Annotated in this window: 6 protein-coding genes and 1 pseudogene; all 7 read left to right on the top strand. The window is 65.8% G+C overall.

Annotated features, from left to right (window positions below; translation table 11 throughout):
- Nucleotides 1–79: 79 nt before the first annotated feature.
- Nucleotides 80–1927, top strand: coding sequence for an NAD(P)/FAD-dependent oxidoreductase (locus tag GGQ54_RS05370; RefSeq protein ID WP_179444459.1), 1848 nt, complete (start codon nucleotides 80–82; stop codon nucleotides 1925–1927).
- Nucleotides 1908–3635, top strand: coding sequence for an NAD(P)/FAD-dependent oxidoreductase (locus GGQ54_RS05365; RefSeq protein ID WP_179444458.1), 1728 nt, complete (start codon nucleotides 1908–1910; stop codon nucleotides 3633–3635). The genes GGQ54_RS05370 and GGQ54_RS05365 overlap by 20 nt, the downstream gene beginning before the upstream one ends.
- On the top strand, nucleotides 3635–5389 hold the full coding sequence (locus tag GGQ54_RS05360) for an NAD(P)/FAD-dependent oxidoreductase (protein WP_218843713.1): 1755 nt from the start codon (nucleotides 3635–3637) through the stop codon (nucleotides 5387–5389). Before GGQ54_RS05365 ends, GGQ54_RS05360 begins: the two co-directional genes overlap by 1 nt.
- Nucleotides 5386–6270 carry a thioesterase II family protein gene (locus tag GGQ54_RS05355; RefSeq protein WP_179444457.1) on the top strand — a complete coding sequence of 295 codons (885 nt, stop codon included), beginning with the start codon at nucleotides 5386–5388 and terminating at the stop codon, nucleotides 6268–6270. The genes GGQ54_RS05360 and GGQ54_RS05355 overlap by 4 nt, the downstream gene beginning before the upstream one ends.
- Nucleotides 6267–11885, top strand: coding sequence for a type I polyketide synthase (locus GGQ54_RS05350; protein WP_179444456.1), 5619 nt, complete (start codon nucleotides 6267–6269; stop codon nucleotides 11883–11885). Before GGQ54_RS05355 ends, GGQ54_RS05350 begins: the two co-directional genes overlap by 4 nt.
- Complete coding sequence (locus GGQ54_RS05345) at nucleotides 11882–12844, top strand: DUF1702 family protein (protein WP_179444455.1); 963 nt, start codon at nucleotides 11882–11884, stop codon at nucleotides 12842–12844. Before GGQ54_RS05350 ends, GGQ54_RS05345 begins: the two co-directional genes overlap by 4 nt.
- Nucleotides 12768–13679: pseudogene (locus GGQ54_RS05340) on the top strand (DUF1702 family protein); the annotation flags it as partial. The gene GGQ54_RS05345 and the pseudogene GGQ54_RS05340, both read left to right, overlap by 77 nt.
- Nucleotides 13680–13689 lie beyond the last annotated feature (10 nt).

The raw sequence follows: 13689 nt of genomic DNA, 5'->3' as shown, positions 1-13689 counted from the left end.
ATACTCGGCAGCTTGCAGCGCAAGTAAGAGACGCTGAAGTCGAGCTGGCCAGAGTGGAGGCACTCAAGGGGAGGTGCCCATGGCCGCTTCAAGTGATCACAAGATCATCGGCTTGTCGCCGGAGCAACGTCGCGCCCTGCTACGACAACTGCGCGAGAAGTCCAGGGGCGGTGAGCACGGCGTCAGCAACAACACCGTCGATGCTGGCGCCCACCCACGGGTCTCGTCGACTGCTGGCACCTTCGATGTCGCCGTACTCGGCGGGGGAGTTGCCGGGTTGACCTTCGCACTGCAGCTCAAGCAGAGCAGCCCGGCCATCGCTGTCGCTGTGGTGGAGCGGTCCGCGCACCCGGTGCCCGAGGCTGCGCACAAGGTGGGCGAATCGACCGTCGAGATTGCTGCGCACTATCTACGAGACGTGCTGGGACTGGCCGAGCACCTGGAGCAGGACCAGATCCGCAAGTTCGGGCTGCGGATGTTCTTCGGCCACGACAACAACACCGACATCGCCGCGCGTCGCGAGCTCGGTGGGTCCGTGTTCCCGCTCCTGGCCACCTATCAGCTCGACCGTGGCCGACTCGAGAACGAGCTGGCGCGACGGTGCTCCGCCGCCGGGATCGAGATGATCAACGGCCGTGTACGGGAGGTCGAGGTCGGTGCCGAGGGGAACGACCATCTCGTCGAAGTCGCAGGCCGAGACAACCCACTTCGCGCTCGCTGGATGGTGGATGCGACCGGAAGAGCGCGCGTCCTTCGCCGTAGGCTCGGACACGAGTCGGTCCGCAATGGCCATCACGCCAATGCCGCTTGGTTCCGCGTCGACCACCCGATCGATGTGACCACCTGGAGCGAGGATCCGGAGTGGCGCAAACGGATCCGGAACGGCGACCGGTCAAAGTCCACCGTGCACCTGATGGGCGACGGGTACTGGGTCTGGCTGATCCGCCTTCCCACCGGGGCCACCAGCGTCGGAATCGTCGCTTCGGCCGATCAGCATGACTTCAGCGACATCAACAGCTTCGGCAAGGCGTTGGCCTGGCTGACCGAGCATGAGCCACAGTGTGCGGCGATCATCGAGCGTCACCGGGACCAGGTGCTCGACTTCCGCGTGATGCGTGACTACTCATATGCGTGCAAACAGGTCTTCTCGGGCAGCGAGCGCTGGGCTATCACGGGCGAGGCCGGGATCTTCCTCGATCCCCTGTACTCGCCCGGGCTGGATCAGGTCGCCATCGGGAACAGCCTGGCCTGCGACCTGGTGACCAAGTCGTTGGCGGGTGCCGACGTGACGGCATTGGCTGCCGCGCACAACAAGCTCTACCTGGCCATTGCGGACATCTGGCTCGGCATCTATCGGGGCCAGTACGGGCTGCTGGGCAATGCATCCGTGATGACGTCGAAGGTCATCTGGGACACGGCCTTCTACTGGGCGGTGTTCGGATTCCTGTTCTTTCACGGCAGGTTCCTCAATGTGGGCACGAACGCCGGCCTGATCCGCGATCTCGAGCAACTGGCGGTCCTGAGCAACCGGGTGCAACAGCTGTTCGGCGAGTGGGCCGCGATCGAATCCGGGGAGGCATCCAGTGACTTCGTCGATCTGTACTCGCCGTTGAACTTCATGGTGAACCTGCATCACGCGATGGCGGAGGACTGCGGCTCTGACATCGCCCGGCGCCTGTCGGAGAATCGGGCGATTCTCGAGCAGCTTGCGGGCCAGCTCGTCGAGTCGATCATTCGGGAACGGGCCGAAGATACGTCTGACGCCACCGTCGCGGCTCTGCAGAAGTGGCAGCGTGACCCGGTGATTGCGTCGCTCAGGAGGACCTATCGGTCCCGTCGTGCCGCCGCGCCAACATCACCGGGATGGATTCGTACGTCGCGATGTGCCGAAGTGAAAGGAGCCCTTCATGAAGTCGGCGCAGCATGATCAACAAGCAGGGACACGGGGGCAGCACGACGCAGAAGTTGATGTTCTGATCATCGGCGGGGGCATTGCCGGTCTCACCTTGGCAATCCAGCTCCTCCGGGCGCGGCCGACGTTGGATGTCATGATCGCCGAGCGGCTACCACATCCCGTCGCGGAGGCGGCACACAAGGTGGGCGAGTCCAGTGTCGAGATGCAGGCCCACTATCTGCGAACCGTGCTCGGGCTCCAGGAGCATCTCGACGGCGAACAGTTGCACAAGTTCGGCCTGCGGATGTTCATCACCCACGGGGACAACACCGATATCGCGCGGCGAGTCGAGTACGGCCAGATCACGCACGCCCCGCTGCCGGCGTACCAGATCGACCGTGGGCGGCTGGAGAACTACCTCGCGAAGAAGGCAGCAGATCTGGGGGCAATCTTCCTCAGCGGACGCCAGGTCCGTGACATCCAGCTACGGCCGGAGGCGGAGCGGCACCATGCAACGATCCAGGGCGAGTCTCACCTGGTGGAGGTCAGCCCGCGGTGGATCGTAGATGCCTCGGGTCGCGCCTCGGTTCTGAAGCGCAAGCTCGGACTTCAGCGCCCGGTCAGCCACCAGATGAACGCCAGTTGGCTGCGCATCGACACCGAGATCGATGTCGAGACCTGGTCCGACGATCCGGATTGGCGCCGACGGGTGCCATGCGGGCTGCGGCGCCTGTCGACGAATCATCTGATGGGCCACGGCTACTGGGTCTGGCTGATTCCGTTGTCGTCCGGGGCCACCAGCATCGGCATCGTTGCAGATCCGCGAATACACCCCCACTCCGGGTTCAACACCCTGGACAAGGCGCTCGGCTGGTTGGCTGATCACGAGCCGCAGTGTGCGGAAGCGATCCGCCATGACCTGGGCCGCGTTCTCGACTTCCGGGTGATGGCGAACTACGCCTACAGCGCCCAGCAGGTCTATTCGGCCGATCGGTGGTGCCTGACCGGTGAGGCCGGCGTCTCCATCGACCCGCTCTACTCCTCCGGCGGGGACCTGATGGGAATCAGCAACGGACTGGTCACAGACCTGATCATCAACGCTCTCGATGGCGGCCAGGACCGTGCCCTGATCCACAACCAGGTGTACCTGTTGCTCAGCCAGATCTGGTTGGTCGCCTACGAAGATCAGTATCCGGTCCTGGGAAATGCCCGGGTGATTGTCGCGAAGGTGATCTGGGACACCATCATCTACTGGGCCGTTCCCGGACTGCTGTACTTTCACGACCGCCTGAGATACCTGTCCGAGGATCTCGAGTCGCTGGCCGCCCTCTACCGGACCTGGGAAGTACACACGCGCATTCAGCAGTTCTTCCGCGAGTGGAACGCCGTCGATTCGGCGACCGCCTGCAACGTGTTTGCCGATCCCTACTCGCTGATGGACATCCTGATCGATCTGCACACGGGGATGGACGCAGGCTTGCCGCCGGCGGAACTGGCCGCGCAGGTGGCCAAGAACGTGGCGCTGCTCGAGCAACTCGCCGGTCAGTTGTTCGCCGTCGTCTCGGCGAGGCTCGAAGCTTCTCCCAGCGCCGAGGCGCGAACGCAGGCGAGAGCCTGGCGTACCGAGACCATGTCGGCGGAGCTGATCAAGAAGTATCGCAAGCTCAACGAGGCCAATCCGATCGATCCGTCGTGGATATCGCTCGGAACCCGGGCCGAGACGGCAGCCGAGGCGGGATGATGGACGCGACCGCCACTCGAGAGCAGCCGGTGCAGGTGGACTCGAAGAACGTAGATGTGGCGATCCTCGGCGGAGGAATCGCGGGGCTGACCCTTGCGTTACAACTACGTAGGGCCTGCCCGGATCTCTCCATCCTGGTGGCCGAGAAGGTCAGGCACCCGGTTCGCGAGGCCGCACACAAGGTCGGGGAGTCCACCGTCGAGATCGCGGCCCACTATCTCCGTGATGTGATCGGGCTGGCGGAGCCACTGCAGCGTGATCACCTGAACAAGTTCGGGCTCAGGGTATTCTTCAGCGCCGGCGACAATCGGGACATCGCACAGCGCCGCGAGCTGGGCCACGCGGTGGCGCCGCCGCAGCGTGTGGGAACGTTCCAGATCGATCGGGGTCGCCTCGAGAACACGTTGACCGACATCGTCTCGGAGCTTCCGGATGTGACACTGCTGGACGCGACACAGGTGGTCGACGTCGGCATCAACGGCGAGTCCGACCACGCCGTGACGCTGCGGACGGAGGGCGTGGAGCGCAGCATCCAGGCACGCTGGATCGTCGACTCGACCGGGCGGGCCGCGTTCATCAAGCGCAAGCTTGGTCTGTCGGAGAAGGTGAAGCACCGGGCGAACGCCGTGTGGCTGCGAGTTGCCGCCGAGATCGACGTCGATGACTGGTCGGACACGCCGGAGTGGCACGCCCGGATCCGGGAAAGCCGGCGCCTGCTGTCCACCAACCACCTGATGGGTCGCGGGTACTGGGTCTGGATCATCCCGTTGGCGTCGGGCGCGACCAGCATCGGCATCGTCACCGATCCCGACCTGCACGACTTCTCGGCACTCAACAGTCTCGAGCGCGCGCTGGACTGGCTGGACACCCACGAACCACAGTGCGCCGCAGCCATTCGGTCCCGCATCGACGACGTGCTGGACTTCCGGGTCATGCGTGACTACGCATTCGGCGCATCGCAGGTGTTCTCCGCCGACCGCTGGTGCCTGACCGGTGACGCCGGCATCTTTCTCGATCCGCTCTATTCGCCGGGCATGGACCTGATCGCCATCAGCAACGGGCTGATCACCGATCTCGTCACCCGCGACCTGGCCGGCGAGGACATCGAGGAGAACTGCGCCATCCACAACGAGATGTTCAAGATCATCACCGACGGCTGGCTCGAGATCTACGCGGGGCAGTACCCGGCAATGGGCAACTCCCGCGTGATGATCGCGAAGATCGTCTGGGACACGGCCGCCTACTGGGCCGTGCCCGGACTGCTCTACTTCCACGACATGATCAGAAAGCTTGCCGATCAACCGCAGATAGTTACCGGGCTCGCGCGTTTCAGCGTGGCGAGTCGGGCGGTGCAGCAGTTCTTCCGGGAGTGGGCAGCGGTCGACGACCTTGACGGTGCGGCCGACCGGGACCAGGGCGATCCCTTCCTGAGCTTCTACGACTTCGAGTTCATGGCACCGCTGCACAGCGGAATGACCGCCGGGCACGTCGATGAGGATCTGTCCGACAAGTTCATCCAGAACGTGGAGTTGGTCGAGTTCTTGTCGGGTCAGCTCATCGCGACCGTGCTGGCCGAATACGACTCGTCGCACGCGACGGCGGCGCAAACCAGACAGGCCGGGGCGTGGCGCGACTCGACGCTGCTGATGTCCCTGCTGGAGACCTACCACGGGCTGCAGGGGTCCCGCGCCCTCGGCGACGGCTGGATCACCGGTCGCAAGCCACGCCCGATTCGCGTACAGGGGGAGCGATGAGCGGCAATCGGCTACCGGAGGCAACCCCCGAGCAGGTCGCGAAGCTTGACCCGGGCAGTCGGCGACGTCTGCTCTGGAGACTTCGGCAGCGTAGCAACCCCGGGGCCTGGTTCCTGCCGGCGTCTGCGATCCGTCAGGAAGCCGAGGTGGACCTGTTCTGCTTTCCCTACGCAGGTTCGGGCGCATCCACATTTCACCGCTGGCAGCATCTCGACGGTGGCGACGGCCGGTTCCGGGTGCTGCCAGTACAGCTACCCGGGCGAGAGAACCGGCTCGCCGAGCCGCCGCATCGCCGCATGGCCGGCCTGGTGGACGATTTGGTTGGAGCACTCGTCACGGTGATGGACCGGCCGTTCGCGTTCTTCGGTCACTCGATGGGCGCCTTGATCGCCTACGAGGTTGCCTGTGCACTTCGATCCCGAGGACTGCCGCAGCCGGCGTACCTCATGCTGAGCGCGTTCCGTGCCCCGCACCTGCCCTCGACGAACATCAGGATCTACCACCTCCCAGACGAGGTGCTGAAGATCGTTCTGGCGAAGGACGGCATGGCGCCGGACGTGCTCTCCAACGACGCGTTGATGAGCGCGCTGCTCCCGACGCTGCGGGCAGACCTGGAGCTGTGCGACACCTATGAATACATGCATCGGGCACCCCTGGACGTCCCGATCGCGGTCTTCGGCGGCGAGCGCGACGTGCGAGTCGGTCGCAACGATCTGATTGGTTGGCGGGAGCACACCACTGCGGGCTTCGACCTGACCGTATTTCCCGGCGACCACCTCTATCTGCACCCCGCGGCTCGGGTTCTCGTTCTCGAGATCCGGCGACGACTGAGCCCACTGTTCCAGCCTGACTCGTCGATCAACGGAGGTGACGTGGCATGACCATCAACAACCCCATCGCCAACCCCCAGGACTCGCCGCCGCAGGACGGCCGGGTGGCGATCATCGGTATCGGGTGCCACTTCCCGGGCGGAGTCACCGACCCAAGAGCCTTCTGGAAGCTCCTGAGCTCGGCGCAGGACGCCACCCGCGACATTCCTGAAGATCGGTGGGAGGTCAAGAAGTTCCACGACGCCGACCGCACCAAGATCGGCAAGACCCATGTCAGTCGCGGTGGGTTCCTGACGCGCGTCGACGAGTTCGACGCGCAGTTCTTCGGAATCTCACCACGAGAGGCGATCTGGCTCGATCCGCAGCAACGCCTCCTGTTGCGGGTCGCCTTCGAATCGCTCGAAGACGCCGGCCTGGACCTCAACCGACTCGCGGGCACTGACGTGGGCGTCTTCATGGGAGGTTTCACGCTGGACTACCAACTGCTGCAGAACTACGGCGTTCAGAGTCGCTACGAGCTGCAGGCCCATTCCGCCACCGGAATGATGATGACGATGCTGTCGAACCGAATCTCACACGCGTTCGACTTCACCGGTCCCAGTATGTCCGTCGACACCGCCTGCTCGAGTTCACTGGTCGCCGTCCATCTTGCCGCGCAGGCGATCCTGCGAGGCGAATGTCACCTGGCCCTCGCGGGTGGGGTCAACGTGATGCTCGCCCCCAACATGACCATCGCCGAATCCAAAGGGGGATTCCTCAGCCCGGACGGCCGCTGCAAGGCCTTCGACTCGGCAGCCGACGGCTATGGCCGCGCAGAAGGGGCCGGTGTCGTTGTTCTCAAGCCTCTGGCCCAGGCGCAGGCCGACAATGACCCGATCTACGCCGTCGTGCTGGGCACGGCGGTCTCGCAGGACGGCCGGACCGACGGCATCACAGTGCCCAACGGCGCCGCTCAGCAGCAGGCCATCCGGGCTGCCCAGGCCGTGGCCGGAATCCAGCCGGCACAGGTGCAGTACGTCGAGGCACACGGCACCGGCACACCGGTCGGGGATCCGATCGAGGCGACGGCGATCGGCTCGGTGCTCGCCGAGGGGCGCCAGGATGACCAACCGATCGTGATCGGCTCGGTCAAGACGAACATCGGTCATTTGGAGGCTGCGGCCGGCGTCGCTGGCCTGATCAAGACATCACTTGCCCTGAAACACAGGAAGATCCCACCGCATCTGCACCTGCACAACCCCAACCCCGCGGTGCCCTTCGAGCGGTTCAACCTTCTGGTGCCGACGGAGGAGCTGGCGTGGCCGCGACCCGAGAACGGGCCACGGATCGCCGGGGTGAACTCCTTCGGGTTCGGGGGTACGAACGCCCACGTCGTGCTCTGCGAGGCACCCCCGAGCGCGGCCCCGACAGCGGCCGCGCCCGGAGACGACGGGGCGCCGACCGTAATCCCGATCTCGGCGCGGACCCCGCAGGCCCTCGCCGAGCTCGGCCACCTGATGGCGCAGCGGGTCGCGGGCGTCGACGAGGCGACGCTGCGCGGCATCGGTCGCGCGGCTGCGCTTCGGCGTACGCATCATGATCATCGCGCGGCCGTGGTGGCACGTGCTGGCGCAGAGGCCGCCGAGCGGTTCGGTTCGCTCGCGGCGGGTCGCGCGGCCGACGGCCTGGTTACCGGCACGGTTGCCGCGAAGGAGCCGAGGGTAGCCTTCGTATGCACGGGTATGGGGCCCCAGTGGTGGGGGATGGGACGCCAGCTGTTTCACAGCGAACCTGTCTTCCGGGCGGCCGTCGAGCGCTGCTCCGACGAGCTGGCCAAGCACACCGGGTGGTCACTCGTGCAGGAGCTGCTTGCCGCCGAGGACGCGTCGCGGATGGGCGAGACCGAGGTCGCGCAACCGGCGAACTTCGCCGTCCAGGTGGGACTCGCGGAACTGTGGAAGAGCCACGGGATCGAACCGGACGCGGTGGTCGGCCATTCCACCGGTGAACTGGCGGCTCAGTACCTCTCCGGCGTACTGAGCTTCGAGGAGGCCGTTCGGGTCGCCTACCATCGCAGCAGGCTGCAGCAGCGAGCGACCGGCACCGGACGGATGCTGGCGGTGGGTCTGTCGCCCGAGACGTTGGAGAAGGCAGTTAGTGAGGCCGGCCCCGGGGTGTCGGTCGCGGCGGTCAACAGCCCGTCCGCGGTGACCATGGCCGGCGATGCGGCGGCTCTCGAGAAGATGGCCGCGCAACTCGAGACGTTTGGTGTCTTCCACAAGTTCCTGCAGGTCAAGGTGCCTTACCACAGCCACCTGATGGAGCCGATCCGCGACGAACTCGTCGCTGCACTGGGTGAACTGGCGACCGCGTCGGCGACGATCCCGTTGTACTCCACGGTCACCGGTACCAGAATCGACGGCGCCGCTGTCGACGCCCGGTACTGGTGGCAGAACGTGCGGGCCACGGTGCTGTTCGCCGCAGCCTTCGCCGAGATGGTCGACGACGGGTACACCCACTTCGTCGAACTCGGTCCCCACTCGGTCCTGGCCGGCTCCATGCGTGAGGTGCTGAGCGAGCAGGCGACGGAGGGCGTACTGCTCTCGTCGATGCGTCGGGGTGCCGATGACCAGACGACCTTCTACTCTGCGCTGGCTGCGCTGCACTGCGTCGGCCATCAGATCTCCTGGGGAGATTCGGGTCCGGGAACCGGCGACTTGGTGGACCTGCCCCGATATCCGTGGCAGATGAGCAGCTATTGGAACGAGTCGAAAGAGGCCGCCGAGGACCGGCACTACGAACCGGTGCACCCGCTGCTGGGGCAACGCCTGAATGCGCCGCATCCGACCTGGGAGGTCGAGGTCGGGCCAGAATGGTTGCCCGGCGTAACCGACCATCGCATCCAGAACAGTTCCCTCGTGCCTGGCGCGGCGCTGGTCGAGATGATCAACGCCGCTGCGGCCGACACATACCTGGACGGTCGCTACTCGGTGCACGATCTTCGGCTGTTGCAAGCCATCACCTTGGATGCCACCAACGACCCACGGCTTCGGACCACGCTGCGGACAGACGATGCGACGATCGAGATTGCCGGATTCCGAGCCCTGCCGAGTGGCGATCGCACCTGGACCGTACACGCCGCCGCTCGAATCAAGCGCGCCACGATCAATCCCGGGGCAGAGCCGATCGCCGGGCCCGAGCTTCGTGACGGCCGGCACCTCGGTGGCACAGAGTTCTACACTGCACTCGAGGGGTCGGGATTCCAGTACGGACCCACGTTTCGAACCATCGCCGAGATCGATGATCATGATGACACGATCACCGCGTCGGTGAGCGCGCCGGACGCTGTGGCCAATCAGCTCGGTGACTATCGATTCCATCCCGTGTTACTGGACGCGGCTCTCCAGATGCCCCTGATCCGCGCGCTCGGCAGATCGGATGAGCCAGGCACGGCGTTCCTGCCCGTCGAGATCCGATCAGTCACCATTCACGGTCGGCCGACCGCCACGATGCGGGCCACCGCGAAGGTCATCTCCGCCGGCGACCACGAAGTCACCTGCGACGTTTCGCTGCACGACGGCGAAGGAGTCCTACTGGCCGAGATCACCGGCTACACCGCTCGGTCGCTGGACTCGGCATTCGGCGGGTCGCCGGAGCGGGTGAATCAGTCGCTCTACCAACTCGAGTGGGAGGCGGTAACGCCTCCGCCCGACCAGCGGCCAGAGACGGCGAGCTGGGACGGCAAGACCTTTGCGGTCTTCGTCGACGAGCGCGGCGTCGGCGACGCGCTGGCCGAGCAACTGACTGTCGCCGGTAAGTCGGTGATCAGGGTCTCCCCCGCATCGCGGCCCAGCCTGTGGGTCGGCGACGACGGAACCATCGAGCTGAACCCGGCCGACCCGGGTCAGTACCTGACCCTGGCCCAGTACCTGGTGGAGCGAGATGTTGATCACCTGATTCACCTGTGGGCGACCAACACGACGATGGATCCGAGTGCCGGCGGGGCGAAGACGCTGGACCAACAGGTGCTTGCCTCGGCCTCGGTCTTCGAGCTTGCTCGGGCAATGGTCAGCGTGGCGCCGGATCCGAGATGGCGACTCTGGCTGGTCAGCCGTCACGGGCAGGCGGTGTTCGACACCGAATCCCCATCGCCCACCCAGGCCGCCATCTGGGGAACCGGACGCGTGCTCGGCCACCAGGAATTGCCGTCGGCGTGGGGAGGATTGATCGATATCGACGGGGCCGACGTTGCCACCGATGTCCGGGACATAGTCACCGCGGCTGTGTCCGGAATCGACGATCACAACGCTTTCCGGAGCGGAATCCACTACACGGCCCGATTGGACAAGGTGCCTCGCGAGGGCGTGCCCTTCCCGGTCGAGCTCAGCCCGGAGGCGAGCTATCTGGTAACCGGGGGCGTGGGGGCGCTCGGCCTCGTGGTCGCCCGCCGACTCGCCGACAGCGGAGCGCGCCAGATCATTCTGATGAGCCGAACCGTGCTGCCCGATCGGCAGGACTGGGACGAACTTGACGCCGACCACCCGCTGGCCACGGCCGTGCAGCGCGTGCGAACTCTCGAGGACGAGACGGGGTGTCGGGTGGAGACCGCCGCGGTCGATGTCGCTGACGAGGATGCCCTGCGTACCTGGATGATCAATCGTTCCGGGGCTCCGATCGAAGGCGTCGTGCACACCGCCGGAGTGGTTGACGACGCCTTGATCCAGCAGATGACGACCGAGCAGTTCGAGCGAGTGCTTCGGCCCAAGATCAGCGGGACGTGGAACCTGCACCGGATCTTCTCCACCGAGCGGCTCCGGTTCTTCACGATGTTTTCCTCGACGGGCGCGGTCATCGCCTCGCCGGGACAGGCCAACTACGCTGCCGGCAACGCGTTCATCGACGCGCTGGCGCAACTGCGCCGCGCGCAGGGATTGCCGGCGGTGAGCATCGGCTGGGGACCGTGGTCGATCGGCATGGTGGAGGACCTGAAGCTGGCAGCGCTGTACCGCCGCCTCGGTATCGAGTTGATCACCCCGGAAACGGGTGCCGCGGTCCTGACCCGCTATCTCATCGACCCTGACCGGTCGCACGTCGTGGTGATCTCCGCCGACTGGGGCGCGGCGCGCAAAGCGTCGCCGACCGGCGAGCTGGCACCGCTCTTCCGACGGCTGAGCGGCGATGTGGACGACGATCGGGTCGACTCCTTGGTGGCTCAGGTGTTGGAAGCGCCGGCAGACGAGCGGCTCGATCTCGTAACCGATGTGTTGCGCGAGGTCGTCGCGTCGGTGCTCGCTCTCGATCCCACCGCGATCACCACCACGGAATCGCTGAACGCGTTCGGGTTGGACTCGATGATGGCCCTCGAGGTACGCAACCGGCTGCACGCCGTGCTGGAGGTCGATCTGCCCGTACTAGATCTGTTGCACGGTGCCACCATCTGCGACCTCGCCGACCGACTCGCCCGCCAGGTCGGGGCCGGGTCGGGAGACGCCCACGACGCCGTGCCGGTCCCGGGTGACGAGCTCGATGACGAGCTCGATGACGAGGAGATCACCGCAGAGCTCGAACGCCTGCTGGCCCAGGTGTCCGACGACGAGATCACACACCTGCTCGTCGATCTCGAACCGCGTCCGGCCTCACCCGGCGCCAGACCGCAGATGGATATCGTCACGGAGGACAGGACGTGAGAAGCATCGTTCGGAAGCTGAAACGCCGCATGATTGGCGTATCCGACGTCGAGGCGACCGGATTCAGTCGGGGAAACGGCGCGAAATGGCAGCACCTCAAGAGGGCGGTACGCACCGCGGTCGCGGGCTATCACCTGGTTCTCGACGACAGCCGGCCGGCCACGCTGGTGGCTCGCCTCGACGAGGTGGACCTCGCCTGGCGTGGTTATGCCTACGAGGGCGCGGCCATGGGGCTGACCGGTCTGGATTGCTTCGTGCCGACGCGGGACCGCTTCGGAGAGTACGTCGAAGGGCCCGCGCGGCAGCACGCCTATATGGCGCATATCGGTGCGGGGGAGGCCCTGGCTCGACTACGACGACGCCCGGAACCATTCCTGAACAGGCTCTCGCATCCGGTGCTGCGATGGCTGGTGATGGACGGTTACGGATTCCACGAAGGGTTCTTCCGGCCCGACCGTCACATCATTGCCCAACAGGTGCCCGGCCACCTCAGCCCGAATGCCCGACGCATCTTTGACCAGGGGATCGGTCGGTCGGTGTGGTTCATCGCCGGTGCCGACGTCGACGACATCAGTTCGATTCTCCGGGTGTTCCCGGCCCACCGCCGTGCCGATCTTTGGCTCGGCGTCGGCGTCGGGTGCGGGTACGTCGGCGGCATCAGTGCCGACGAGGTCCGCCGGCTCCAGCGACACAGCGGTGAGCACTGCCGCCAGCTCGCGGTCGGTGCTGCATTCGTGGCGAAGGGCCGTATCCAGGCGGGGAACCTGACACCGGATACCGCGATGTCGGCCGAGATCTTGTGCCGACGCTCGGCTCACGACGCCGCAGTCTTGGTCGACGACGGATTCGCGGCAGTGGAAGGCGCTAGGTCGACGTTTGCCTATGGCGAACTGCAGCAGACGCTGGCCGGCTGGATTCTCCCGGACACGGTGGGCGCGAACGGAGAGCACCATGGCTAGCCTGGGCGTGATCCTCTCCCCGCTCTACCGGGTGTCGCCTCGGCACCTACCCTCCGCCACGCAGCAGAACCAGCAGCGCCTGACGCATGTCGTCGACGTCGTGACGGCGTGCTGCCAGCTTGCCCTGGCGGCCCCGAGCCTGACCCGGTTGTGCCGTGCCCTCGACCGGTATCCGAGCGAACTGCGAGGTTTCGCCTACGAAGGGGCAGGGGTGGGGCTCGCGGCGCTCGACACGCTACTGCCCTGGCGTGAGCGTACGCGACGGTTCGTGAACGAGTTCGCCCACGCGTACAAGTACGCAGTGTACCTGGGTGCGGGCATGGGGCTCGCACGGATCGGTCGGTTTCCCGATCGCTTCATCCGGCGCCTCAGGGACGACGTGTTCGGCTGGGTGGTGTGGGACGGCTACGGCTTCCACGAAGGGCTGTTCTCCTACCGCCGGCATGTTCAGGAACGACGAGTGCCGACCGGCGTCAGTGGATTCGCACTATCCGTGTTTGATCAAGGACTCGGCCGAGCAATCTGGTTCGGTACCGGTGCCACCAGCGACATCGTCGCAGCGACGATCGACGCATTTCCCGAACCGCGTCGCGGCGACCTGTGGGCGGGCATCGGCCTCGCCAGCTCCTACACGGGCGGCGCCGGCGTGACCGATATCGCGCGGCTTCTCGAATTCGCCGGTCCCCATGCCGACCGACTCGCGGAAGGATCCGCCGTCGCCGCCAAGAACCGCCATGATCCGGCGAATGTCGGCGAACACAACGAGCGCGCCGTGGCGCTGCTCTGCGGCGCGCCGAGCAGCACGATCAGCCGCATGGCCAATGACGCGCTGAGCGACCTTCCCA

Origin of the sequence: Naumannella cuiyingiana (genome assembly GCF_013408305.1) — a bacterium.
Lineage (GTDB): Bacteria > Actinomycetota > Actinomycetes > Propionibacteriales > Propionibacteriaceae > Naumannella > Naumannella cuiyingiana.
Note: the sequence above shows the minus strand (reverse complement) of the source record. Positions and strands in the feature narration are given on the sequence as shown.

What these genes read in the sequence shown, in the direction of transcription:
- GGQ54_RS05370 (WP_179444459.1), top strand. Translation starts at nt 80, where the DNA reads ATGGCCGCTTCAAGTGATCACAAGATCATCGGCTTGTCGCCGGAGCAA.
- GGQ54_RS05365 (WP_179444458.1), top strand. Translation starts at nt 1,908, where the DNA reads ATGAAGTCGGCGCAGCATGATCAACAAGCAGGGACACGGGGGCAGCAC.
- GGQ54_RS05360 (WP_218843713.1), top strand. Translation starts at nt 3,635, where the DNA reads ATGGACGCGACCGCCACTCGAGAGCAGCCGGTGCAGGTGGACTCGAAG.
- GGQ54_RS05355 (WP_179444457.1), top strand. Translation starts at nt 5,386, where the DNA reads ATGAGCGGCAATCGGCTACCGGAGGCAACCCCCGAGCAGGTCGCGAAG.
- GGQ54_RS05350 (WP_179444456.1), top strand. Translation starts at nt 6,267, where the DNA reads ATGACCATCAACAACCCCATCGCCAACCCCCAGGACTCGCCGCCGCAG.